At 58.2% G+C, this 22,328-nt stretch carries 25 protein-coding genes, 2 tRNA genes and 2 pseudogenes; 23 read left to right on the top strand and 6 right to left on the bottom strand.

Annotated elements, in window-relative coordinates; translation table 11 throughout:
• Window positions 1–13: 13 nt before the first annotated feature.
• The 13 genes from ruvA to nadA all read left to right on the top strand — a co-directional run bounded on the left by ruvA (window position 14) and on the right by nadA (window position 10,335).
• A complete protein-coding gene (gene ruvA, locus QRN36_RS00240; RefSeq protein ID WP_093463489.1) occupies window positions 14–622 on the top strand; it encodes a Holliday junction branch migration protein RuvA in 609 nt (202 codons plus the stop codon).
• Entirely contained in the window at window positions 623–1,675 is a 1,053-nt protein-coding gene (gene ruvB / locus QRN36_RS00235) for a Holliday junction branch migration DNA helicase RuvB (RefSeq protein ID WP_093463492.1), read from the top strand.
• Between the two features lie 138 nt (window positions 1,676–1,813).
• Window positions 1,814–2,284, top strand: a complete 471-nt coding sequence (gene ybgC, locus QRN36_RS00230; RefSeq protein ID WP_093463495.1) for a tol-pal system-associated acyl-CoA thioesterase — start codon at window positions 1,814–1,816, stop codon at window positions 2,282–2,284.
• Window positions 2,274–2,969: a protein TolQ gene (gene tolQ / locus QRN36_RS00225; RefSeq protein ID WP_074752669.1), complete on the top strand. Its 696-nt coding sequence runs from the start codon at window positions 2,274–2,276 to the stop codon at window positions 2,967–2,969. Before ybgC ends, tolQ begins: the two co-directional genes overlap by 11 nt.
• A 23-nt stretch (window positions 2,970–2,992) precedes the next feature.
• Entirely contained in the window at window positions 2,993–3,448 is a 456-nt protein-coding gene (gene tolR / locus QRN36_RS00220; protein WP_177182142.1) for a protein TolR, read from the top strand.
• Complete coding sequence (gene tolA / locus QRN36_RS00215; protein ID WP_093463501.1) at window positions 3,448–4,518, top strand: cell envelope integrity protein TolA; 1,071 nt, start codon at window positions 3,448–3,450, stop codon at window positions 4,516–4,518. Before tolR ends, tolA begins: the two co-directional genes overlap by 1 nt.
• Window positions 4,515–5,816 (top strand): Tol-Pal system beta propeller repeat protein TolB, encoded by a 1,302-nt coding sequence (gene tolB / locus QRN36_RS00210; RefSeq protein WP_093463504.1) that lies wholly within the window; start codon window positions 4,515–4,517, stop codon window positions 5,814–5,816. The genes tolA and tolB overlap by 4 nt, the downstream gene beginning before the upstream one ends.
• 52 nt (window positions 5,817–5,868) lie before the next feature.
• Entirely contained in the window at window positions 5,869–6,369 is a 501-nt protein-coding gene (gene pal / locus QRN36_RS00205) for a peptidoglycan-associated lipoprotein Pal (protein WP_093463507.1), read from the top strand.
• 6 nt (window positions 6,370–6,375) lie between these two features.
• On the top strand, window positions 6,376–7,203 hold the full coding sequence (gene ybgF, locus QRN36_RS00200) for a tol-pal system protein YbgF (RefSeq protein ID WP_285422332.1): 828 nt from the start codon (window positions 6,376–6,378) through the stop codon (window positions 7,201–7,203).
• A 178-nt stretch (window positions 7,204–7,381) separates the two neighbouring features.
• Window positions 7,382–8,029, top strand: a complete 648-nt coding sequence (gene queE / locus QRN36_RS00195; RefSeq protein WP_285422331.1) for a 7-carboxy-7-deazaguanine synthase QueE — start codon at window positions 7,382–7,384, stop codon at window positions 8,027–8,029.
• A 16-nt stretch (window positions 8,030–8,045) separates the two neighbouring features.
• Window positions 8,046–8,720: a 7-cyano-7-deazaguanine synthase QueC gene (gene queC, locus QRN36_RS00190; protein ID WP_285422330.1), complete on the top strand. Its 675-nt coding sequence runs from the start codon at window positions 8,046–8,048 to the stop codon at window positions 8,718–8,720.
• A 63-nt stretch (window positions 8,721–8,783) separates the two neighbouring features.
• Window positions 8,784–8,859: transfer RNA gene (locus QRN36_RS00185), tRNA-Lys, on the top strand.
• A 417-nt stretch (window positions 8,860–9,276) separates the two neighbouring features.
• On the top strand, window positions 9,277–10,335 hold the full coding sequence (nadA, locus tag QRN36_RS00180; protein WP_285422329.1) for a quinolinate synthase NadA: 1,059 nt from the start codon (window positions 9,277–9,279) through the stop codon (window positions 10,333–10,335).
• Between the two features lie 73 nt (window positions 10,336–10,408).
• Here the strand turns inward: nadA and QRN36_RS00175 are convergent, their stop codons facing one another.
• Window positions 10,409–11,845: a M48 family metalloprotease gene (locus tag QRN36_RS00175; RefSeq protein WP_285422328.1), complete on the bottom strand. Its 1,437-nt coding sequence runs from the start codon at window positions 11,843–11,845 to the stop codon at window positions 10,409–10,411.
• Window positions 11,846–11,995: 150 nt separating this feature from the next.
• On the opposite strand from QRN36_RS00175, the gene QRN36_RS00170 reads away from it, so the two are divergent.
• Window positions 11,996–12,247: a sulfurtransferase TusA family protein gene (locus QRN36_RS00170; RefSeq protein ID WP_093463524.1), complete on the top strand. Its 252-nt coding sequence runs from the start codon at window positions 11,996–11,998 to the stop codon at window positions 12,245–12,247.
• A 34-nt stretch (window positions 12,248–12,281) separates the two neighbouring features.
• Window positions 12,282–13,352 (top strand): AI-2E family transporter, encoded by a 1,071-nt coding sequence (locus QRN36_RS00165; RefSeq protein WP_093463526.1) that lies wholly within the window; start codon window positions 12,282–12,284, stop codon window positions 13,350–13,352.
• Window positions 13,353–13,493: 141 nt separating this feature from the next.
• Here QRN36_RS00165 and QRN36_RS00160 read toward each other — a convergent pair whose 3' ends face one another.
• Together QRN36_RS00160 and QRN36_RS00155 are read right to left on the bottom strand one after the other, a co-directional pair.
• Window positions 13,494–13,967 carry a peroxiredoxin gene (locus QRN36_RS00160; protein WP_285422327.1) on the bottom strand — a complete coding sequence of 158 codons (474 nt, stop codon included), beginning with the start codon at window positions 13,965–13,967 and terminating at the stop codon, window positions 13,494–13,496.
• Window positions 13,968–13,976: 9 nt separating this feature from the next.
• Entirely contained in the window at window positions 13,977–14,540 is a 564-nt protein-coding gene (locus tag QRN36_RS00155; protein ID WP_093463530.1) for a glycine cleavage system protein R, read from the bottom strand.
• Between the two features lie 312 nt (window positions 14,541–14,852).
• Between QRN36_RS00155 and dapA the strand changes: the two genes are divergently transcribed.
• The 5 genes from dapA to QRN36_RS00130 all read left to right on the top strand — a co-directional run bounded on the left by dapA (window position 14,853) and on the right by QRN36_RS00130 (window position 18,559).
• Window positions 14,853–15,731 carry a 4-hydroxy-tetrahydrodipicolinate synthase gene (dapA, locus tag QRN36_RS00150; RefSeq protein WP_285422326.1) on the top strand — a complete coding sequence of 293 codons (879 nt, stop codon included), beginning with the start codon at window positions 14,853–14,855 and terminating at the stop codon, window positions 15,729–15,731.
• A 17-nt stretch (window positions 15,732–15,748) separates the two neighbouring features.
• Window positions 15,749–16,855 (top strand): outer membrane protein assembly factor BamC, encoded by a 1,107-nt coding sequence (bamC, locus tag QRN36_RS00145; RefSeq protein ID WP_285422325.1) that lies wholly within the window; start codon window positions 15,749–15,751, stop codon window positions 16,853–16,855.
• Window positions 16,856–17,614 (top strand): MBL fold metallo-hydrolase, encoded by a 759-nt coding sequence (locus tag QRN36_RS00140; protein WP_093463536.1) that lies wholly within the window; start codon window positions 16,856–16,858, stop codon window positions 17,612–17,614.
• Window positions 17,615–17,663: 49 nt separating this feature from the next.
• Window positions 17,664–18,377, top strand: a complete 714-nt coding sequence (gene purC / locus QRN36_RS00135; RefSeq protein ID WP_120125462.1) for a phosphoribosylaminoimidazolesuccinocarboxamide synthase — start codon at window positions 17,664–17,666, stop codon at window positions 18,375–18,377.
• A gap of 92 nt (window positions 18,378–18,469) precedes the next feature.
• Window positions 18,470–18,559, top strand: a tRNA-Ser gene (locus QRN36_RS00130).
• A 649-nt stretch (window positions 18,560–19,208) separates the two neighbouring features.
• Here the strand turns inward: QRN36_RS00130 and QRN36_RS00125 are convergent.
• Complete coding sequence (locus QRN36_RS00125; RefSeq protein WP_285422324.1) at window positions 19,209–20,132, bottom strand: alpha/beta fold hydrolase; 924 nt, start codon at window positions 20,130–20,132, stop codon at window positions 19,209–19,211.
• Between the two features lie 113 nt (window positions 20,133–20,245).
• Here QRN36_RS00125 and QRN36_RS00120 point away from each other — a divergent pair, with 113 nt between their 5' ends.
• Window positions 20,246–21,202: an AraC family transcriptional regulator gene (locus tag QRN36_RS00120; protein ID WP_285422323.1), complete on the top strand. Its 957-nt coding sequence runs from the start codon at window positions 20,246–20,248 to the stop codon at window positions 21,200–21,202.
• 27 nt (window positions 21,203–21,229) lie between these two features.
• Here the strand turns inward: QRN36_RS00120 and QRN36_RS00115 are convergent.
• Window positions 21,230–21,372, bottom strand: a pseudogene (locus QRN36_RS00115) (transposase domain-containing protein); the annotation flags it as partial.
• Between QRN36_RS00115 and QRN36_RS00110 the strand changes: the two are divergent.
• Window positions 21,371–21,496: pseudogene (locus QRN36_RS00110) on the top strand (HepT-like ribonuclease domain-containing protein); the annotation flags it as partial. The pseudogenes QRN36_RS00115 and QRN36_RS00110 overlap by 2 nt on opposite strands.
• On the opposite strand, the gene QRN36_RS00105 reads toward QRN36_RS00110, so the two are convergent.
• Window positions 21,480–21,722 (bottom strand): DUF6555 family protein, encoded by a 243-nt coding sequence (locus tag QRN36_RS00105; RefSeq protein ID WP_285422322.1) that lies wholly within the window; start codon window positions 21,720–21,722, stop codon window positions 21,480–21,482. The pseudogene QRN36_RS00110 and the gene QRN36_RS00105 overlap by 17 nt on opposite strands.
• 220 nt (window positions 21,723–21,942) lie before the next feature.
• On the opposite strand from QRN36_RS00105, the gene QRN36_RS00100 reads away from it, so the two are divergent.
• Window positions 21,943–22,242, top strand: a complete 300-nt coding sequence (locus tag QRN36_RS00100) for a hypothetical protein (RefSeq protein WP_285422321.1) — start codon at window positions 21,943–21,945, stop codon at window positions 22,240–22,242.
• Window positions 22,243–22,328: the final 86 nt, after the last annotated feature.

Below are 22,328 nucleotides of genomic sequence, written 5' to 3'. Positions count from 1 at the left end.
AAGGATCTGATACGTGATTGGACGTTTACGCGGTGCGTTGGTCGAGAAACAGCCGCCGCATCTGGTGCTTGATGTCAACGGTGTGGGGTATGAGGTAGAAGTGCCCATGACCACGCTTTATCGTCTGCCTCATCTGGGCGAAACCGTGACGCTGCATACGCATCTGGTAGTCCGCGAGGACGCTCATCTGCTGTTCGGTTTCTATGAGAAGCGCGATCGCGAGATGTTTCGCGAACTGATCCGGCTCAATGGCGTAGGCCCCAAGCTGGCGCTTGCCTTGATGTCTACGCTGGAAGTCGACGAACTGGTGCGTTGCGTGCAGGCTCAGGATACCTCGGCGCTGACTCGCGTTCCGGGCGTCGGCAAGAAGACCGCCGAACGTTTGCTGGTCGAGCTGAAAGATCGCTTCAAGGCCTGGGATGCGTTGCCAGGCACCTTCGCGCTGGTGTCCGAGGGGCCGGGGGCGCCGACGCCGGTGGCGACTGCCGAATCCGATGCCGTCAGCGCGCTGATTTCCCTGGGCTACAAGCCGCAGGAAGCCAGCAAGGCGGTCACGGCCATCAAGGACAAGAATCTGAGCAGCGAAGATCTGATTCGCCGCGCACTCAAGGGGATGCTGTAAGTGATTGAAGCTGACCGTCTGATCGCCGCGACCGGGCGTGACCGTGACGAGCAACTGGATCGTGCGATCCGGCCGCTGAGCCTGGCCGACTACATCGGCCAGCCGACCGTGCGTGAGCAGATGGAGTTGTTCATCCAGGCCGCCCGCGGGCGCAACGAAGCGCTTGATCACACCCTGATTTTCGGGCCGCCGGGCCTGGGCAAGACCACCCTGGCCAACATCATCGCCCAGGAAATGTCGGTGTCCATCAAGAGCACCTCCGGTCCGGTGCTCGAGCGCCCCGGCGACCTTGCGGCGATCCTGACCAATCTCGAACCCCACGACGTGTTGTTCATCGACGAAATCCACCGACTGTCGCCCATCGTTGAAGAAGTGCTCTATCCGGCGATGGAGGATTTTCAGCTCGACATCATGATCGGTGAAGGGCCGGCGGCCCGTTCCATCAAGCTGGATTTGCCGCCGTTCACGCTCGTGGGCGCAACGACCCGTGCCGGCATGCTGACCAATCCTCTGCGCGACCGCTTCGGCATCGTTCAGCGTCTGGAGTTCTACAGCACCGCAGACCTTGCCACCATCGTGTCGCGTTCGGCCGGTATTCTGGGTCTGCACATCGAGGATGAGGGTGCGTTCGAGATTGCCCGGCGCGCACGGGGCACCCCGCGTATCGCCAACCGCTTGCTGCGCCGGGTGCGCGATTTTGCCGAAGTGCGCGCCAAAGGACAGATCACTAAGGCGATCGCAGACCTGGCGCTCAACCTGCTCGATGTCGATGAGCGCGGTTTCGATCATCAGGACCGGCGACTGTTGCTGACGATGATCGAGAAGTTCGATGGCGGGCCGGTGGGTGTCGACAACCTTGCGGCCGCCATCAGCGAAGAACGGCATACGATCGAGGACGTCCTGGAACCCTATTTGATCCAGCAAGGCTATATGATGCGCACACCTCGCGGGCGCATGGTCACGCGTCACGCCTACCTGCATTTCGGGCTGAACATTCCTTCGCGAATGGGGGAGCGGCCGGTTGCCGATGAATTGGTCGAAGATGACGAATAAAGATGACGCTGACCGATTTATTCGTACGTTTCATGGTCAGACGGGCAGTTGCTGGATTACGGCCTGCCGTCTGGCGCTAAAAACGATGAAAAACAGTTGCCTGGCCGGATTGGCAACCTGAGGAGTAAGCACTAGAGTATGCGCGCGCAAAACGGGGCTCAGTCGTTCGCACATCGTTGTCGCGTTTATTACGAGGACACCGATGCCGGCGGCATCGTTTACTACGTCAATTACCTGAAATTCATGGAACGGGCTCGTACCGAGCGGTTGCGCGAGCTGGGTTTCGCCCAGTCGGCAATGGCCGGTGTCGAGAACCTGTTGTTCGTCGTCCATTCCAGCGAGGCTCGTTACCACAAGCCGGCGCGGCTGGACGATGAGCTGCTGATCAGCGCCGAAGTGATCGAATTGAACCGCGCCAGCCTGCGCTTTCAGCAACAGGTCAGGCGGGCTGCGGATGATGTGCTGCTCTGCGAAGGGCAGTTTTTGGTGGCGTGTGTGCGCGCCGATAGTTTGAAACCCCGGGCCATTCCCGAAGCTCTGCGCACGGCCTTTGCCGGTCAGGGCGGCGCGGGTACACATTCAGAGCAGGAGATACAGCGTGGAAGCTAACGTCGTCGACCATTCCTCCATGTGGAGTTTGGTCAGCAATGCCAGCGTGGTCGTACAGTTGGTCATGCTGATCCTGGTGGCCGCCTCGGTCACCTCGTGGATCATGATTTTTCAGCGCAGCGCCATGCTGCGCGCCGGGCGCCGGGCACTGGACAGCTTCGAAGAGCGTTTCTGGTCAGGTATCGACCTGTCCAAACTGTATCGTCAGGCAGGCAGCAATCCTGATCCTGATTCGGGCGTGGAGCAGATTTTCCGTGCCGGTTTCAAGGAGTTTTCGCGCCTGCGTCAGCAACCGGGCGTAGACCCGGATGCAGTGATGGAAGGTGTGGCTCGCGCCATGCGCGTTGCCATTTCCCGCGAGGAAGAAAAGCTCGAGCAGAGTCTGCCTTTCCTGGCGACCGTCGGTTCCACCAGCCCGTATGTCGGCCTGTTCGGTACCGTATGGGGGATCATGAACTCCTTCCGTGGTCTGGCCACTGCCCAGCAAGCCACTCTCGCCACCGTGGCGCCGGGTATCGCCGAAGCGCTGATCGCTACCGCCATCGGCCTGTTCGCTGCGATTCCTGCAGTAATTGCCTATAACCGTTTCGCCGCGCGCGGCGAGAACCTGATTGGCCGTTACTACACATTCGCCGACGAATTCCAGGCGATCCTGCACCGTAAAGTGCACACCAGCGAAGACTAAGCAGGTATTTCCCAATGGCTTTAATCGCTCGCGGCCGACGCGGCAAACGCAAGCCGGTCGCCGAAATGAACGTGGTGCCTTACATCGACGTGATGCTGGTGCTGCTGGTCATCTTCATGGTGACCGCTCCAATGATTAACCAGGGCGTGAAAGTCGATCTGCCGAAGGTCTCCAGCGAGGCTTTGCCGCAGGACAACAACAATCAGGTCCTGACCATTTCGATCAAGGCTGACAAGACCTACTACTGGAACCTTGGCAGCGAAGTCGATACCGACAAACAGATGGACAAGGCCATGACCTTGCCGCAACTGACCAGCGCCGTGACCAAAATCATCGCGGCCGGTCGTGAGGCAGGCAAGCAGACGCAGGTGTTCATTCGTGGCGACAAAACCGTCGACTATGGTGCCGTCATGGGCACGATGGGCGGGTTGCAGAAGGCCGGAGTCGGGAACGTTGGTTTGATTACCGAGGCGCCCTGATGCAGCCGATTCGAGAGCCGTCTGCCTCGGAAAGCTACTTCTGGCCCTCTGTCTGGGCTGTTGCGCTGCACGTCCTGATTTTTGGCCTGTTGTTCGTCAGCTTCGCGATGACACCCGAGCTGCCTGAGGCGAAGCCTATTGTTCAGGCAACGCTCTATCAGTTGAAATCCAAGAGTCAGGCGACCACCCAGACCAACCAGAAGCTTGCTGGCGAGGCGAAGAAATCCGCTGCACGACAGACTGAAGTCGAGCAGATGGAGCAGAAAAAAGTTGAGCAAGAGGCGATAAAGGCGGCGGAACAAAAGAAAGCCGATGCCGCTCAAAAAGCCGAAGAGCAAAAGGCCGAGGAAGCCAAGAAAGCGGAAGAGGCCAAAAAAGCCGACGATGCCAAGAAGGCCGAAGCCAAAAAAGCGGACGACGCCAAGAAAGCCGCTGAAGAGAAACAACTGGCTGATATAGCCAAGAAGAAAGCCGAAGACGACGCGAAGAAGAAGGCCGAAGAAGACGCCAAGCGCGCGGCCGCTGAGGAAGCCAAGAAACAGGCTGCCGAGGACGCGAAGAAACAGGCTGCAGAAGACGCCAAGAAAAAGGCCGCCGAAGACGCGAAGAAGAAAGCGGCTGAGGATGCCAAGAAAAAGGCTGCTGACGACGCGAAGAAGAAAGCCCAGGATGCTGCTCGTAAATCGGCGGAAGACAAGAAGGCGCAAGCATTGGCCGATCTGCTTTCCGACAAGCCGGAACGCCAACAGGCGCTGGCCGATGAGCAGGGCGACGAGGTTGCGGGCAGCTTCGATGACTTGATTCGCTCGCGGGCTGCGGAAGGTTGGGCACGTCCACCTTCGGCGCGCAAAGGCATGACGGTCGTGTTGCAGATCGCAATGTTGCCGGACGGAACGATCACTTCGGTGAGCGTGAGCAAGTCCAGCGGCGATGGTCCGTTCGACAGTTCGGCAGTAGCAGCGGTCAAGAACATTGGTCGTTTGACAGAGATGCAGGGGCTGAAACCTTCGGATTTCGCGCCTTACCGTTCATTCAAGATGACATTCACACCTGAGGACCTAGCCTTGTGATTAACCTTCTTCGAGGATTGCTTGTCGTTCTTTGTTGCGCAGCGGGTTTCGCCGCTGCCGACGAAAAGAACATTCTGGTCACAAGCGGCAGTGACCGCGCCACGCCTATTGCAGTCGTGCCATTTGGCCTGCAGGGCGGCAGCGTTCTGCCGGAAGACATGGCTCAGATCATCGGCAATGACTTGCTGAACTCTGGCTATTACTCGCCGATTCCAAAGGAAAACATGATCAGCCAGCCTAGTCAGGCGAGCGAAGTCATCTTCCGCGACTGGAAAGCCCTGGGCGCTCAATACGTCATGGTAGGCAGCATCACGCCGGCTGGCGGTCGTCTTCAGGTCCAGTACGCGCTGTTCAACGTGGCCACCGAACAGCAGGTCCTGACCGGTAACGTGACCGGCACCAATGATCAGTTGCGTGACATGGCGCACTACATCGCCGACCAGTCGTTCGAAAAACTGACCGGCATCAAGGGCGCGTTCTCCACCCGCATGTTGTATGTCACTGCGGAGCGCTTCGCGGCGAACAACACTCGCTACACGCTGCAACGGTCGGACTATGACGGCGCCCGCGCAGTGACACTGCTGCAATCGCGCGAGCCGATCCTGTCGCCTCGCTTCGCCCCAGACGGCAAACGCATCGCCTATGTGTCGTTCGAGCAGAAGCGTCCGCGCATCTTCGTTCAGCACATCGATACTGGCCGCCGTGAGCAGATCACCAACTTCGAAGGCCTGAACGGTGCACCGGCCTGGTCTCCGGACGGCAGCAAGCTGGCGATGGTGCTGTCCAAGGACGGCAACCCGGAAATCTACGTGATGAATCTGGCGTCTCGTCAGTTGTCGCGTGTGACCAATGATTCGTCCATCGACACCGAACCTTTCTTCGGTAAAGACGGTTCGACGCTTTATTTCACCTCTGATCGCGGCGGCAAGCCACAGATCTATAAAACCAGCATCAATGGTGGCGGCGCCGAGCGTGTCACTTTCATCGGTAACTACAACGCCAACCCGAAGTTGTCGGCTGATGAAAAGACGCTCGTGATGATCCATCGTCAAGATGGTTTCACCAACTTCAAGGTAGCGGCTCAGGATTTGCAGCGCGGTAGCGTAAAAATCCTCACAGACAGCAACCTTGATGAGTCGCCTACTGTTGCGCCCAACGGCACCATGGTAATCTACGCCACCCGCCAGCAGGGCCGGGGAGTCTTGATGCTCGTGTCCATTAATGGACGCGTAAGGCTCCCGCTTCCTACCGCTCAAGGCGAAGTCAGAGAACCTTCCTGGTCCCCTTACCTGAACTGACGCGGCGCTTTACGTTTTACTTAACACACTGGGGTTCATTAGGAGTTTCACGATGGAAATGCTGAAGTTTGGTAAATTTGCTGCGCTGGCTCTGGCCATGGCTGTAGCTGTAGGTTGCTCGTCCAAAGGCGGCGACAATGCCGGTGAAGGCGCTGCTGTAGATCCAAACGCTGGTTACGGCGCAAACACTGGTGCCGTTGACGGCTCCCTGAGCGAAGAAGCTGCTCTGCGCGCAATCACCACTTTCTACTTCGAATACGACAGTTCTGACCTGAAACCAGAAGCCATGCGCGCTCTGGACGTTCACGCCAAGGACCTGAAAGCCAACGGCGCTCGCGTAGTTCTGGAAGGTAACACCGACGAACGCGGTACTCGCGAATACAACCTGGCACTGGGCGAGCGTCGTGCGAAAGCCGTTCAACGCTACCTGGTTCTGCAAGGCGTTTCGCCAGCTCAGCTGGAAATCGTTTCCTACGGTGAAGAGCGTCCAGTTGCTACCGGCAACGACGAGCAATCCTGGGCTCAAAACCGTCGCGTCGAACTGCGTAAGTAATTTGACATGCGAACGTGCCGCCGTGCTTTAACCGTTTTGGCTCTCACCCTTCCTCTTGCAGCGATGGGTGCGGTTCCTGTGGTCGATGACAACTCTGGCTCTGCTGGCAGCAGTTATCCGCCATCAGGTTATGGTACGGCCGGCGCCTACGCCGGAGGGGGGGCTACGGCCCAACCTTCGGCGCAAGGTCAGCTGTTCATGCAGTTGCAACAAATGCAGGATGAAATTTCGCGCTTGCGCGGAATCGTCGAAGTCCAGCAGAACGATATCCAGCAGATGAAACAGGAAGCGCTGGATCGTTACAAAGACCTCGATTCCCGCATCGGAGCTGGCGGCGCTGCCGCACCAGCTGCCAACAATTCTTCTTCCGACGGCGCAGTCAATGCCGGCGGAAATTCCGTGGCGCCTGCCGCTGGTGGAGCCTCTCAGGCACCCCAGGCCAGCAGCGAACCGGGCGATCCGGCGAAAGAAAAGCTTTACTACGATGCTGCTTTCGACCTGATCAAAGCCAAGGATTTCGACAAGGCAAGCCAGGCATTCGCCGCTTTCCTGCGTAAATACCCTAACAGTCAGTACGCCGGTAACGCCCAGTACTGGCTGGGTGAAGTCAATCTGGCCAAAGGCGATCTTCAAGGTGCCGGTCAGGCTTTTGCCAAGGTCAGCCAGTTGTACCCAAAGCACGCCAAGGTACCTGACTCGCTGTATAAGCTTGCCGATGTCGAGCGCCGCCTGGGTCACACCGACAAGGTCAAAGGCATCTTGCAACAGGTTGTCGCCCAGTACCCCGGTACTTCGGCTGCACAACTGGCGCAGCGGGACCTTCAGCGCCTCTGACTGCTGTCGATTTGACCTCTGGTTCAAGAAAGCCGCGCGTTGCGCGGCTTTTTTCGTTAGAATCTCGCACCCGAAATTCCGGTATTGATTACGCTTCTGTGGATTCTGCGAGCGCAGGGTGCACAAAAGTGCCTGACGGAGGCGGATGGCCTGTTTAGCCGTTACGCCCGTGGCCCCTATGCAAGACACATTACGAATCACCGAAGTCTTTTACTCGTTGCAGGGTGAAACGCGTACGGCAGGCTTGCCTACCGTTTTCGTGCGTTTGACCGGCTGTCCTTTGCGCTGTGGTTATTGCGACAGCGAATACGCATTCAGTGGCGGCACAATCCAGACACTCGACTCGCTCATGGAGCAGGTCGCTGGATACCGCCCGCGCTATGTCTGCGTCACGGGCGGCGAGCCGCTGGCTCAACCCAACGCGATCCCGTTGCTCAAGCGGCTGTGCGATGCCGGCTACGAAGTTTCCCTGGAGACCAGCGGTGCGCTGGACATTTCCCGGGTCGATCCGCGGGTCAGCCGCGTGGTCGATCTCAAGACGCCGGGCTCCAAAGAGGTCGCGCGTAACCGCTACGAGAACATCGACCTGCTGACCTCGAACGATCAGGTCAAATTCGTCATTTGCTCTCGCGAAGACTACGACTGGGCTGTCTCGAAGATCATCCAGTACGGACTGGATCGGCGTGCCGGTGAAGTGTTGTTTTCGCCGGTGCATCGCGACCTGAATGTGCGTGATCTGGCGGACTGGATCGTCGCCGACAATCTGCCGGTGCGCCTGCAACTGCAGCTGCACAAAATCCTCTGGAACGATGAGCCGGGGCGCTGAGATGAGTGAACACCTGATGACTGAGAAAAGAGCGGTAATCCTGCTGTCCGGCGGGCTCGATTCGGCCACGGTTGTGGCGATGGCGAAAGCCGAGGGCTTCAGCTGCTACACCATGAGCTTCGACTACGGTCAGCGCCACCGCGCCGAGTTGCAGGCGGCAGAGCGGGTAGCGAAGGATCTGGGCGTCGTCGAGCACAAGGTGATCGGCCTCAACCTGAACGGCATTGGTGGCTCGGCATTGACCGACAGCAGCATTGCGGTCCCTGAAACACCGGGCGAAGGCATTCCGGTGACCTATGTTCCGGCGCGCAATACGGTTTTTCTTTCGCTGGCGCTGGGCTGGGCTGAAGTTCTGGGCGCTCGCGACATCTTCATCGGCGTGAACGCAGTGGACTACTCCGGCTACCCGGATTGCCGTCCCGAGTTCGTCGAGTCGTTCGAGCGGATGGCGAACCTGGCGACCAAAGCAGGCGTGGAAGGGCAGGGCTTTACCATTCAGGCGCCGCTGCAGATGCTCAGCAAAGCTGACATCGTCAAAGCCGGTACGCGGCTGGGCGTTGATTACGGGCTCACCGTTTCCTGCTATCAGGCTGACGATGAAGGCCGTGCATGTGGCAAATGCGACAGCTGCCGCCTGCGCGCCGAAGGCTTCGCGGCCGCCGGTGTGACCGATCCAACCAGATATTTTTAATTTTTTTGCAATCGGGTGTTGAATTACTGAGAAAAATCAGTAATATACGCGCCACCACGAAGCGGGTCGTTAGCTCAGTTGGTAGAGCAGTTGGCTTTTAACCAATTGGTCGTAGGTTCGAATCCTACACGACCCACCATCTTCAAAACCCGAGAGGTCCACGAAAGTGTGAATTCTCGGGTTTTTTTTCGCCCTCGATTTTCCGAAGCGTTTATTGGCCTTTCGTGTGGGGCTTGCCGGGAAGCGGGACTTCGGCACTGCACCGCAGCACCCGCAGGCCTACCGCAGCACCCGCAGGCGTACGCAGCGCTCGGTAAGTGATCGCTCAACAGGTTGCATGGTACATTCGCCGCCGCTTTGCGCCACCCTTCTCATCGATCCCCAAACGATCGTCATGTGGGAGGGGAGTGTGCAGCGGATCCCTAGCGACGCACGCTCCATGAAGCGTGTGCAAGGCCGGAAACTTCATGACCGTGAGAGTCTCCGCCTCAATTGTTGCCTGATGTACAGGTGTAAATTCGACGTTCGCGCTAACGCGCATTCAGGGCCTGCGAACATGACACAGATTTCTGAACGCCTTCTGGTACAGGCGCATCTAGACGCCAAACAACCCAAACCACTGAGCCCGGAAGAAGAAGCCGAGTACCGTCGACTGATTGCTGCCGAACTCAAGGCGCAGGATGCCGTGCTGGTCGCGCATTACTACTGCGATCCAGTCATTCAGGCGCTGGCTGAAGAAACCGGCGGCTGTGTGTCGGACTCACTGGAAATGGCCCGCTTCGGCAAGAACCACCCAGCGAAAACCGTACTGGTCGCAGGCGTTCGCTTCATGGGCGAAACCGCGAAAATCCTCACCCCTGAGAAACGCGTCCTGATGCCGACGCTGGAAGCGACCTGCTCGCTGGATCTGGGTTGCGGCGTGGACGAATTCACCGCGTTCTGTGATCAACATCCAGAGCGCACTGTGGTTGTGTATGCCAATACCTCCGCAGCGGTAAAGGCCCGTGCTGACTGGGTGGTGACGTCAAGTTGTGCGCTGGAGATCGTCGAGAGCCTGATGGACAACGGCGAAAAGATCATCTGGGCACCGGACAAGCATCTGGGTCGCTACATCCAGCGCGAAACGGGCGCGGACATGCTGCTCTGGGATGGCGCATGCATTGTCCACGAGGAGTTCAAGTCGCGGCAGCTGGAGGACATGAAGGCGCTGTATCCGGACGCTGCGATCCTGGTGCATCCCGAGTCGCCGGAGTCGGTCATCGATCTGGCCGATGCAGTGGGCTCTACCAGCCAGCTGATCAAAGCGGCGCAGACGCTGCCGAACAAAACGTTCATCGTCGCTACCGATCGGGGCATCTTCTACAAAATGCAGCAGCTGTGCCCGGACAAGATTTTCATCGAAGCACCGACCGCCGGAAATGGCGCCGCCTGCCGCAGTTGCGCGCATTGTCCCTGGATGGCGATGAACACGCTGGCGCGTACGCTGCAGTGCCTGCGGGAGGGCACCAATGAAATCTTCGTCGACCCGGCCGTCATTCCTCAGGCCGTGAGGCCGCTGCAGCGCATGCTGGATTTCACCCAGGCGGCGCGTCTGAAACTCTCGGGGAATGCCTGACAGCCGCCGCAAGCGTCAAGCTGCAAGAGGGGCTGTTTTCTTGCGGCTTGAGGCTTAAAGCTCTGAGCTGTTACTAGTTCATCATTTCCTTCACCGCTCGCTCCTGGGCGATGATTTCCTGCTGTCGCGCGTCGATTCGCGAGGCCAGTTGGAAGTTGTTGTTGGCACGTCGCTTGGCAAACTCCAGCTGTTGAATCGCCTGCTTGAAGTCACCCATCAGGGCGAAGTACTCGGCGCGTGCCTGATGCAGGCCGATTGTGTTGCCCGACAGTCCGCGCGTATCGGCCACCTGATTCCAGACGTCCGGGTCGTCAGGGCGGCGTTTGAGCAGGGTTTCCAGCGACTTCAGTGCTTCAGGCGCTTTTGACTGCTTGAGCAGAACGTCGACCTTCGCCTGGTTGAGCGGATAGTCGTCCGGGTAGATGCTCAACATCCGGTCGACTCGCTGCTGCGCGTCGGGCAAGCGGTTGTTGGAGATGTCGAGATTGACCGCTGCAAGGTTGTACGTGATGTTGTCGGGTGCCTTGTCGAGCAGTGGCTTGAGCGTCTCGCGCGCCTCATTCAACTGACCTGCCTTGGTTTGCGCCAATGCAAGGCCGTAACGGGCGGCGTCGTTTTTCGGGTTTTCGGCCAGCTGCGCCCGAAAGCGTTTGGCGGCCATGCCCGGCGTTTCTTCGTAGATCAACACCACGCGGGCGCGCATCAGCTGGTAAGCCAGGCTGTCTTCCTTGCCGCCGGGGCTCGCCTGTTCTGCGCGGTTGCGGGTGTCGGCAATGCGCGACTCGGTCACCGGGTGGCTCATGAGAAATTCCGGTGGCTTGGCGTCGTACCGATACTGGCGCGCCAGACGTTCGAACATCGTCGGCATGTTGCGTGGGTCGTAACCGGCCTTCTCCAGGTTGAGAATGCCGATCCGGTCCGCCTCGGCTTCGTTCTGGCGAGAGAAGCGCGCCTGCTCCTGAATGGCGGCGGCCTGCGTTCCCGCGATGGCGGCGATCCCGGCATCGCCGGCGCCTGCAGCGGCCATGACGATGCCCGCCAGCATCGCGGCCATTACCGGAACCTGCATGCGCTGCTGCGCCTGCACCCCACGGGCGAAGTGCCGTTGCGACAAGTGAGCGAGTTCGTGGGCGAGGACGGCGGCGTATTCACCTTCGGTTTCGGCGTGCAGGAACAGGCCGCCGTTGACACCGATGATGCCACCGGGCGCCGCGAAGGCGTTGATCTCGGGCGTGTTGATCAGGATGAACTCGAGTCGGCGATCCTGCACCTGGCTGGTTTCGGCAAGACGATAGACAGACGTCTCGACGAAGTCCTTCAATTGCGGGTCCGACAGCTGAGCGACTTGTGCGCGAAGCAGTCCGAGCCACGCGCGGCCCAGGTCATGTTCCTGTTGAGGCGAGACGATAGAGGAGCTGGCGTCGCCAAGGGACGGCAGGTCATCTTCTGCAAAAGCAGGGCTAGCCAGCAGGCATGCGAGCGTCAGCAGCGTGGGGCGCAAAAAAGTCATGCACGAAACTCTGAGGCAGAAAGTCGTTACTGTAGCTGGCTCAATGGCTTGCTGACCAGAGTGGGGTATTCTTGCAAACTTGTAAGAATGTTCTTCCTCGCTCTGTTTGCAGTTTCTCTGTAAACGAATGTGCCTACCCGGAGAGAAACGATGTCTGACGCTGTAGGGCGCCCCGCACACTGTGATGCCGAACTGGATGCCAGTGGTTTGAACTGCCCGTTGCCGCTGCTCAAGGCGAAAATGGAACTCAATCGTCTGGCAAGCGGCGCAGTGCTGAAAGTCACTGCAACGGACGCAGGATCCCAGCGTGATTTCCGCACCTTTGCCAAGTTGTCCGGGCATGCGCTGTTGCACGAAGAAGATGTCGATGGCATCTATCGGTATTGGCTGCGCAAGGCCTGAGAGTTTCGATCCCACCGCTCCCAAAGGATTTTTGATGTTCAAAGTGCTTCGCGACTGGATTCAGCGCTACTTTTCCGATGAGGAAGCCGTGGTGCTGGCGGTGCTGTTGGTCTTGGCGTTCACGATCGTCCTCACCCTGGGCGGCATGCTGGCACCGGTGCTCGCCGGTCTGGTGCTGGCATTCCTGATGCACGGCATGGTGGCTCAGCTTGAACGCCTGCATGTGCCGGAAGGCGGCGCGGTGGGGCTGGTCTTTGCGCTGTTCATGGGGGCTTTGGGGCTGTTTCTGCTGGTGCTGGTGCCTTTGCTCTGGCATCAGTTGATCACCCTGTTCAACGAGCTGCCCGGCATGCTCGCCAAATGGCAGTCCCTGCTGTTGCTGCTGCCCGAGCGTTATCCGCATCTGGTGTCCGATGAGCAGGTGTTGCAGGCCATTGAAGTGGCGCGCGGTGAAATCGGCAAGTTCGGCCAGTGGGCCCTGACATTCTCGCTGTCCAGTCTGCCGCTGTTGATCAACATGATGATCTATCTGGTGCTGGTGCCGATTCTTGTGTTCTTTTTCCTCAAGGACCGTCGGATGATCGGCCGCTGGGTGAGAGGGTATCTGCCCCGCGAGCGTACGTTGATCACCCGGGTCGCCGAGGAAATGAACCGGCAGATCGCCAATTACATTCGCGGAAAAGTCATCGAGATTTTCATTTGCGGCGCGGTGACCTACATCGCATTTGTCACCATGGGGCTCAATTACTCGGCGCTGCTGGCGATGCTGGTCGGCATTTCAGTCGTCGTGCCTTATGTGGGCGCGGTGGTGGTGACAGTGCCGGTGGCCTTCATTGCGCTGTTTCAGTGGGGATGGGGCGATCAGTTCATTTACCTGATGGCTGTCTACGGAATCATTCAGACGCTGGATGGCAACGTGCTGGTGCCGCTGCTGTTTTCCCAGACCGTGAGTCTGCATCCCGTCGCGATCATTTGTGCGGTGCTGCTGTTCGGAGGGCTTTGGGGGTTCTGGGGCATCTTTTTCGCGATCCCGCTGGCAACGCTGTGCAAAGCCGTGCTGGACGCCTGGCCGCGAAACGAACCGACCGTGGCGCCGTTGCTGTAACAAAGGCTGTAACTGTGGGCTGATACTGTGGGAGTGAGCTTGCTCACGAAGAGGCCGGTACAGTCAGAGCCTCTTCTCAGGCTGGACGTCAGCCTTCGTGAGCACGCTCACTCCCACAGGTCATGCGCAAGACTCGATGACTCAGGCCTTATCGAGTGCCTGGGCCGCTTCCAGTACCGCCGCCACGTGACCGGGCACTTTCACGCCGCGCCATACCTTGCGCAACACACCGTTCTTGTCGATCAGGAAGGTGCTGCGGTCGACGCCCAGGTATTCCTTGCCGTACAGCTTTTTCAGCTTGATTACGTCGAACAGCTGACAGAGGGATTCATCCTTGTCCGAAATCAGCTCGAACGGGAATGCCTGCTTGGCCTTGAAGTTTTCGTGCGACTTCAAGCTGTCGCGGGACACGCCGAAAACCACGGTGTTGGCGGCCTTGAACTCGGCGTGATGGTCACGGAAGCCCTGGCCTTGAGTGGTGCAGCCTGGCGTGCTGTCCTTGGGGTAAAAATAGATCACCACTTGCTGACCCTTCAGCGCGGACAGCGTCACTGCCTGCTCGCTGGTGGCCTGTACCTGAAAGTCGGCAACGGGTTGGTCGAGTTCTACAGCCATTGGAATTCCTTACATCGGTGCTTGCGGGCGCCATGGTTCGATCAGGGCGTCGAGGTTGAGTGCGTCGGCAAAGTCCAGGAACTGGTCGCGCAACCAGCTGATCTGGGTCCCGGCCGGCAAAGTGACGGTGAACGTGGCGTTGAGCATGGTGCCGCCGGTCTGCGGTGCCTGATAGGTGTCGCAGATCAGGTTCTCCAGCTCGACATGGTGATCGATGAAGAACTGGCACAGCTCGTTGATGATGTCCGGGCGATAGGCCGAGCTGACATACGCCACGTACGGCAGGGCTTCGGGCCGGTTCTCGAGCGATGCGCTGCGCACCACGTTGACCGTGAACGCGTGCTTCTTCGACAGGTTCGGCAGACTGCCTTCCAGGCGAGCCAGGGCGTCCCAGCTGCCGGAAACCTGCAGGATCAACGCGCTGCATTCGCCGTGGCGAGTGAGGCGCGAGCTGACCACCGAGCAACGGCTTTCATGACTGGCGCGGCACAGGACGTTGGTCAGCTCCATTGGGTTGGCGCCAAGGGCACTGATGACAAGGAATTGTTCGCGAACTGTGGGGATGGACGACATGCAGCATTCCTAAGCGATGAGCGGTCGGTACATTATTGGCTTGTGCGGCGGATTCGACGAACGAAGGCGTTGCAACTTCGATCCGGACCACTGCGGTATATCGCTTATTGAGCCGGTCACGGCAAGCGATAACGACGCTGGGGCGGGGTTTGCGACGACGAAAACGAACAGTCGAACGAGCCGGGCAGATGACCAGTACCGATCAAAGACCGAAGGGTAGCGAAAACCGTCGCTCAGGGGAATGCTCGCCTTGTGCAAGGATCATGGCGCCAGTACCATTACCGCTCTCTTTTTCCGGCAGGAGCGGTTTGCATGATTGCGGGCAGTATGGTGGCACTGGTCACACCTATGGATGCACAGGGTCGTCTTGACTGGGACAGCCTGAGCAAACTGGTGGACTTTCACCTCAAAGAGGGCACCAACGCCATTGTTGCCGTCGGCACCACAGGTGAATCCGCGACGCTGGACGTCAATGAGCACATTGAAGTCATTCGCCGCGTGGTTCAGCAGGTCGCAGGCCGCATTCCGGTCATCGCCGGCACAGGCGCCAATTCCACCCGCGAGGCGGTCGAGCTGACCACCAACGCCAAGAACGCCGGTGCCGATGCCTGCCTGCTGGTCACGCCGTACTACAACAAGCCGACCCAGGAAGGCTTGTACCAGCATTTCAAGCACATCGCCGAAGCCGTCGACATGCCGCAGATCCTCTACAACGTGCCAGGCCGTACGGCGTGCGACATGTCCGCAGAGACCGTTATCCGTCTGTCCAAAGTCAAGAACATCATCGCCATCAAGGAAGCCACCGGTGACCTGCAGCGCGCCAAGGACATCCTGGCGGGCGTGAGCAGCGACTTCCTCGTCTATTCCGGCGACGACGCCACCGCGGTCGAGCTGATCCTGCTCGGCGGCAAGGGCAATATTTCAGTCACCGCCAACGTTGCCCCGCGTGACATGGCCGAACTGTGCAAGGCCGCGATGGCTGGCGACGCCGCCACTGCGCGCGCGATTCACGAAAAACTGATGCCGCTGAACAAGAACCTGTTCATCGAATCGAACCCTATTCCCGTGAAATGGGCCCTGCATGAGATGGGTTTGATGCCGGACGGTATCCGTCTGCCGCTCACCTGGCTCAGCGAGTCCTGCCACGAGCCGCTGCGTCAGGCCCTGCGCCAGTCCGGTGTATTGGTTTAATGAGGAAGCACTACGCAATGAAGCGACTGGCCGGACTTTCCGCACTAGCCCTGATTATCTCCAGCACCAGCGGTTGCAGCTGGCTGTTTGGTCAGGATGGCTACTTCCGCGATCGCAGCAGCGATTACCTGGAAGCCACCCAGAAACCACCAATGCAACTGCCTGAAGGCGTCCAGGAAGCCAAACGTCTGGACCCGCTGCTGCCGATCCCGCGCAACGTGGCCGACGATACCCAGAAGGGCGAGTTCAACGTGCCGCGTCCGCAGCCGTTGTCCACCGTTCAGGATTCGGGCGACTACACGCTGCAGAAGAGCGGCGACAATCGCTGGATCCTGGCTCAGCGTGCGCCCGCCGAAGTCTGGCCGGTCGCGCATCAGTATTTTGAAGACAACGGTTTCCGCATCGCTGAAGATCGTCCGCAGACCGGTGAATTCAACACCACCTGGCAGCGTGCGGACGAGTTGTCCGCAGCGGTGGCCAAGCGCATGGGCGACACCGCCGGCAATGAAACCCGCGTGCGGGTCCGCATCGAGCCGGGCGTGCAGCGCAACACCAGTGAAATCTACGTCGTCAGCGTTCAGCGCCCGGCAGGCAGCAACGACGAACCCGAGTTCCCGTCGCGCACCACCAATGTCGGCCTGGATTCGGTCCTGACCGACGACATGCTGGCGAGCCTGACCCGGACTGCCGAAAAAGGCGGTTCGGTGTCGTTGCTGGCCGCTCGCGATTTCGACACGCCAAGCCGCGTTTCCCTCAGCGAAGACGGCAGTGGCAACCCGGTCCTGAACCTGGGCGCGGACCTTGATCGCGCCTGGTCGAGCGTCGGTCGTGCGCTGAATCAGGGTGACTGGCGCGTCGAGGACATCAACCGCAGTCTGGGTCTGTACTACATCAACCTGGCGGAAAAGGCTGACAAGCCCGAGAACAAGCCTGGCTTCTTCGGCCGCATGTTCGGCAGCGAAGAGACCAAGGAAGAGAAGGAAGCCCGCGCCGAGCGTTATCAGGTTCGCCTGAGCAAGGTCGGTGAGAACGTCCAGGTGACTGTCGAGAAGAACATCAATACCGTGGCGCCGACCGACATCGCTCGCCGCGTATTGAGCGTCATTCAAGACAACCTCGGTTAAGTGCGTTTCGCGGTTCTGGGCAGCGGCAGTCGGGGTAACGGCACGCTGGTAGCCAGTCATGACACCTACGTGCTGGTCGACTGCGGTTTCTCCTTGCGCGAAACCGAGCGGCGACTGGAGCGGCTGGGTGTCAGCGGCCATCAACTGAGCGCCATTCTGGTGACCCACGAACATGCCGATCATGTGCATGGCGTGGGTTTGCTGTCTCGGCGCTACGACGTTCCGGTGTACCTGAGCGATGGCACGCTGCGAGGCATGCGCAAGCCGGTCGAGGCGGGTTTCAGGCTCACCGGCGGTCAGGGGCTGGAGATCGGCGGGCTGAGCATCGATGTGGTTTCGGTGGCTCACGATGCGCTGGAGCCCACGCAGTTCGTCTTCAATGACGGCCGCCGCCGCTTTGGTCTGCTGACCGATCTGGGGTCGTACTGTCCGTCGGTGCTCGACAGCTACAGGGGGCTCGATGCCCTTATGATCGAGTCCAATCACTGTCGCGACCTGCTGGCCCGAGGTGCTTATCCTTATTTCCTGAAACAGCGCGTTGGCGGGGAGTACGGACATTTGAACAATCACCAGGCGGCCAGTCTGGTGAGCGAGCTGGGATGGCAAGACCTGCAGCATCTGGTGCTGGCCCATCTGAGCAGCAAGAACAACCTGCCGCATCTGGCCCGGCAATGTTTCGTCGACACCCTTGGGTGCGACCCGGACTGGCTACAATTGGCCGATCAAGATTCAGGGCTCGACTGGCGCGAAATCGCCTAGCGTCCCAAAAGGGGCGTCTAGCCCAACTATTTAGCAAGCGGAGCCCATCATGGAAAAACGTGAAGAACTCTACCGCGGCAAAGCCAAATCGGTTTACAAGACCGACGACGCTGACCGCTTGATCCTGCTGTTTCGTAACGACACCTCGGCGTTCGACGGCAAGCGCATCGAACAGCTCGACCGCAAGGGCATGGTGAACAACAAGTTCAACGCGTTCATCATGCAGAAACTCGAAGCTGCCGGTATCCCGACCCAGTTCGACAAACTGCTGGCCGACAACGAAGTGCTGGTCAAGAAACTCGACATGATCCCTGTCGAGTGCGTCGTGCGTAACTACGCCGCCGGCAGCCTGGTCAAGCGTCTGGGCGTGGAAGAGGGCATGAAGCTCAATCCGTACACGTTTGAACTGTTCCTGAAGGACGACGCCAAGGGCGACCCGTTCATCAACGAATCCCACGTTGTCGCGTTCGGCTGGGGCACCGCCGAGCAACTGGCGCGCATGAAAGAGCTGTCGCTCAAGGTCAACGATGTCCTGAGCAAGCTGTTCGACGACGCTGGCCTGCTGCTGGTCGATTTCAAGCTCGAGTTCGGCGTGTTCAGCGACGGCTCTATCGTCCTGGGTGATGAGTTCAGCCCGGACGGCTGCCGCCTGTGGGACAAGGACACCAAGAAAAAAATGGACAAGGACCGCTTCCGTCAGGGCCTCGGCGATGTCATCGAAGCCTACGAAGAAGTCGCCCAGCGTCTCGGCGTACCGCTCTGACGCGGGAAATGCCGCAAGCATCTGAAAGAACGCGAAAAAATCCTCAAAAAGGGTTCGCGTTCTTCGTCTGAGCTGTTATGATGCGCGCCGTTGGAGAGATGCCGGAGTGGCCGAACGGGACGGATTCGAAATCCGTTGTACTGGCGACAGTACCTAGGGTTCAAATCCCTATCTCTCCGCCATTATTAAAAGCCCCTATGAATCAATGAGTTATAAGGGTTGAAAAATGGCGATCTGTAGTAAGGTTTTTAGCAAAAAACCTGACCTACAAATCGCCTTTTTTTTCGTCTGTCATTTGTCATTCTTGCTGCTCGTCCTGAGCGTCTTTGGCTACTAAGACTACCCTTTTCTGCTGATGTTCTGGTCCTTCTGGTGAGGCTCTGGGTCGAGACTGTGTGTAATTCTAATCCAATGTGGCCAAAGCTGCGGGCACTTGACCTCGTGGTTATGGGCTGAATCGTCTATTGAGTTCATCACGGGTCAGGCTTGAAATCGAACAAAAAGCCCTCACTTATTGTAATGGCCAGAGGCTACCAGTGCATGCCATTTTAGTAGCAAGTTGCATGTAACGACCTATAGGCTATATACCTACTGGCTATATAATGGATTTTGAGCGTCCCTATCTCTCCGCCATTACATATCAAGATGTTGTAGAAAATTAACTCTTAGGTGTCAGAGCGGGAAAACTGTGTTGTTCCTCTATGAACCCTCAAACAAACCCAGCCTTGTGCTGGGTTTGTTTGTGATGGGTGCATTTTGACAGATGAAAATGCGGCCAATAGGATTTCACGCCCTTATGCGCTCTAGCGCTTGTCACCCTTTATCGTGAGTTCATCTTCGGTCATTTGCCGCAGCGTTAGCCAACTCCATGAACTTCGCCAGATCGTGATTGAAACGCGCAGCTTCTTCCAGGAATGGGGCATGACCTGAGTTCTCATATATCGTCGTCTGGATATGAGCATTCAGCTGTTTGGCGCGGGCTATGCTGGGCTGCACTTGGACAAGCTCATCCTTTGCGCCATAAAGCACAAAGACAGGCACGCCCGCTTTCGGCAACCCCTCAGCGACAGAGACAGTCATTGAAGGCGTGGCGCGGGTCATCGTCCAGGAAGCCATGGAGGCGTTCGATAACAGCAGGTCGGATGTCGCTATGTCTGGTTGGGTATGGAAGCAGAGTGCAAGGAAAGTACGTACAGCTTGCAGATGGGTCTTCAGATCGTCAGACGCCAGGCCGGCATACACATCGGGGTGGGAAGTAATCAGCGCAGCGTTAAGTTCGATTACACCGTCGACATACATGACGCCACCGATACCAGCGTCACCATAAGCGGCAAGGTAATTAGACATTACCACGCCGCCCAATGACCAGCCGACCAATACCGGACGGTTGCTGCCCGTTGCCTTGATCACCGCATTCAAATCATCGGCATACCGGCGCCCGTCGGTGTATGCATCCACATTTGTGGGCATATCGGAGAGACCATGGCCGCGCAGGTCATAGGTGACCATCCGGAAGCGTTGAAGCTCGGGACTGCTCGTCTGCCTTTCCCAATTTAGCCGACTACCGAGCAAGCCATGAATGAAGATAACGGTGAGTCCGTTGGGGTTTCCTGATTCCTGCACCGCGAGTTTGACCCCATCCGGTGCCGTCACTGTGTAGTTCTTGTCTGCCGCCATCGTAATTGACGAGAGGCCTGCTAACAACGCGACGAGCCAAGCGCGACGTAACAGCAGGGTAAGAGGATAGAGATTCATGATTGCTTCCAGACTCAAGGGTTGAGACGAGAAGCCTAGATAGGTGGTGTAGGACGGTCTATGATCAAAGAGGTTGATCTAATGATCATTCGTCCAGCGGCGCGGCTTTTTTTATGCAAACCTCCTCCAACGAGCTGATCAGCCAATTGCTGATTGGCATGCGTCTCTACGGCGTTCGATTTCGCCGAATAGAAATCCCTGACGCTTTAGGGGTTGGGTTCTGCAACGAAATAGGACGAGCACAATTTCATTTCGTCGCACGTGGGCCAGTCTGGCTACGCGGTCCGAGCGCGTATCTGCATCGGCTAGATACGGGGGATGCGGTTCTTATCCCCCGTGGAGGGCCCCATGCGATGGTGTTCGCTGAAGATACGCTTAGTTCAGATGTAAAGCCGCTTGTCTTGGACGCTGCAATTGAGGATAAACGCCCCGAACAGGTCTTCGTCGATGAGAAGAACTCACAGCAAGATGTGATTATTTTCAGCTGCTGCATGGAGCTGGAGCTTGGCGGGATGCAGCCTCTTGTCGCTGCGATGCCGGAGGTTTTGCTAGTAAGCACGCTCCTTGAGACATCACCCGAGATCCGCCCCTTGCTTGACGCAATGGAGCGGGAATCACTGACACTTCAACCTGGGCACATGGGCATTTTGGCGCGCCTCGCCGAAGTGGTTGCCGCGCTCATCGTACGAAGCTGGGTGGCAGACGGATGCGGTAGCGCCACGGGTTGGTTGAGTGCGCTACAAGATCCCCAACTCGGCCGGGCTATTCTCATGATGCATCAGCATCCCGGTCAAAATTGGACAGTGGCAACGCTTGCGAACGAAGCTAATCAATCGCGCTCCGTTTTTGCACAGCGTTTTCTTCTGGCGACAGGCGTTTCTCCACTTCGATATCTGACAGACTTGAGAATGCGTTTGGCTTTTCTAAGTTTGAGCCGAGAGCGTCAACCTGTCGAAACCGTCGCCAGCCAACTGGGGTACGGCTCATTGGCCGCGTTTAGCCGTGCTTTCAAACGGTCGGTGGGTTTGTCTCCAGGTGCTGTCCGTGCCACGAACACCGTAACTGATTGAAAAAGCCAGAATATCTTGATTACCCTGACGCCACCTATGCGGCAACAACACTTCGTTTTCACCTGCCCGTCGCGTAGGTAGGCGCGTGAGAAGGTCTTTCAGATAGGCGTAAGAATCACGCCCATCCAGTCGCGCAGATGGATCAAGCTCATGATCGCCGCAGCTCGTTTCCGGAACATCGCCGTTCACGAATACCAGACCCTCCAACTGCCCATCACAGTCGCCATCATCACTCAGCACCTTGACGATTTCACCCGCTTCACCCGCGCGATTCTTCTCAAGGATCTTCGCTGATCACTTCTTCCCAACGCACCTCGCCCAGACCGGATCGTTTTGCGTGTCTGACCAGGGTCACGAGTTCGTCTTGCCCGGCGGGCGCGTTGTGCAGCACGCCGATGCCTGCGTGCAGGCACGCGTAATGCCAGGCGTCCGCCTCGCTCAGGTCGTGGTCCGGCTGCAGAAAGTCTGACGGCCTTCCGTTGATGCTGTAGTGAATTCGGTAAACCCGCAGGACTCGCATTGATATCTCCGTTTGATATCAATGCGACTTCAGTGGCCTATCGCCAGTTCCATTGAGCGCTGCGTTTTCGAAGGTTAGTTTCTGACGCCAGAAATGACGCCTGCCTGCACTGCAAAACCTATTGAACTCGGGCACAACGGCGGTGTTTTACAAGGGGTAATCGACCAATTCGGCGGGCGTTGTGATGCAGAAGTCATGCGTATTTCAGATGGGTTTGCTGATGTCTTTTTCGCTGTGTGTAATGGCCGACGATGATTTTTCGAGTCTGGACGATCGTTACGTCGCTCGTTGTAAGTGGGGTCGCAGTGTCGCGGGGCTGGCTCAAGAGAATATGTTGTCGGGCCATTCTCGCCGGGATTTTCTGGTGAGCTTCGACAACGTCGCCCATCCGGAACCGTGGATGCCTCGGATGACGAGGGCAATCGGCGACAACGTGTACAAGGCCAACTCTGACCAGCCTGTTTCGGTCGTTCAGGAACGCTACATGAGTGACTGCCTTCAGTATTACCTTGCCAAATAAGATCGCGTGCGGCATGTGGCGTTTACCGAGTGACCGCCAGGTGCCGTGCGTTTCCAGCTGACAACAGTTTCACTGTTCAACCTTCC

The organism is Pseudomonas sp. efr-133-TYG-103a (assembly GCF_030209235.1).
Taxonomy (GTDB): Bacteria; Pseudomonadota; Gammaproteobacteria; order Pseudomonadales; family Pseudomonadaceae; genus Aquipseudomonas.
The sequence above is the reverse complement of the archived record's forward strand: the minus strand, read 5'-3'. Positions and strand labels throughout refer to the sequence as shown.

Excerpts from the sequence above, each read along its gene's own strand:
- QRN36_RS00120 (WP_285422323.1), top strand. The coding sequence starts at position 20,246 with ATGCAAACCTCCTCCAACGAGCTGATCAGCCAATTGCTGATTGGCATG.
- bamC (WP_285422325.1), top strand. The coding sequence starts at position 15,749 with ATGAAGCGACTGGCCGGACTTTCCGCACTAGCCCTGATTATCTCCAGC.
- queE (WP_285422331.1), top strand. The coding sequence starts at position 7,382 with ATGCAAGACACATTACGAATCACCGAAGTCTTTTACTCGTTGCAGGGT.
- nadA (WP_285422329.1), top strand. The coding sequence starts at position 9,277 with ATGACACAGATTTCTGAACGCCTTCTGGTACAGGCGCATCTAGACGCC.
- QRN36_RS00100 (WP_285422321.1), top strand. The coding sequence starts at position 21,943 with ATGTCTTTTTCGCTGTGTGTAATGGCCGACGATGATTTTTCGAGTCTG.
- QRN36_RS00160 (WP_285422327.1), bottom strand. The coding sequence starts at position 13,967 with ATGGCTGTAGAACTCGACCAACCCGTTGCCGACTTTCAGGTACAGGCC.
- queC (WP_285422330.1), top strand. The coding sequence starts at position 8,046 with ATGACTGAGAAAAGAGCGGTAATCCTGCTGTCCGGCGGGCTCGATTCG.
- dapA (WP_285422326.1), top strand. The coding sequence starts at position 14,853 with ATGATTGCGGGCAGTATGGTGGCACTGGTCACACCTATGGATGCACAG.
- QRN36_RS00125 (WP_285422324.1), bottom strand. The coding sequence starts at position 20,132 with ATGAATCTCTATCCTCTTACCCTGCTGTTACGTCGCGCTTGGCTCGTC.
- QRN36_RS00105 (WP_285422322.1), bottom strand. The coding sequence starts at position 21,722 with ATGCGAGTCCTGCGGGTTTACCGAATTCACTACAGCATCAACGGAAGG.
- tolA (WP_093463501.1), top strand. The coding sequence starts at position 3,448 with ATGCAGCCGATTCGAGAGCCGTCTGCCTCGGAAAGCTACTTCTGGCCC.
- QRN36_RS00155 (WP_093463530.1), bottom strand. The coding sequence starts at position 14,540 with ATGTCGTCCATCCCCACAGTTCGCGAACAATTCCTTGTCATCAGTGCC.
- ybgC (WP_093463495.1), top strand. The coding sequence starts at position 1,814 with ATGCGCGCGCAAAACGGGGCTCAGTCGTTCGCACATCGTTGTCGCGTT.
- pal (WP_093463507.1), top strand. The coding sequence starts at position 5,869 with ATGGAAATGCTGAAGTTTGGTAAATTTGCTGCGCTGGCTCTGGCCATG.
- QRN36_RS00175 (WP_285422328.1), bottom strand. The coding sequence starts at position 11,845 with ATGACTTTTTTGCGCCCCACGCTGCTGACGCTCGCATGCCTGCTGGCT.
- purC (WP_120125462.1), top strand. The coding sequence starts at position 17,664 with ATGGAAAAACGTGAAGAACTCTACCGCGGCAAAGCCAAATCGGTTTAC.
- QRN36_RS00165 (WP_093463526.1), top strand. The coding sequence starts at position 12,282 with ATGTTCAAAGTGCTTCGCGACTGGATTCAGCGCTACTTTTCCGATGAG.
- ybgF (WP_285422332.1), top strand. The coding sequence starts at position 6,376 with ATGCGAACGTGCCGCCGTGCTTTAACCGTTTTGGCTCTCACCCTTCCT.
- QRN36_RS00170 (WP_093463524.1), top strand. The coding sequence starts at position 11,996 with ATGTCTGACGCTGTAGGGCGCCCCGCACACTGTGATGCCGAACTGGAT.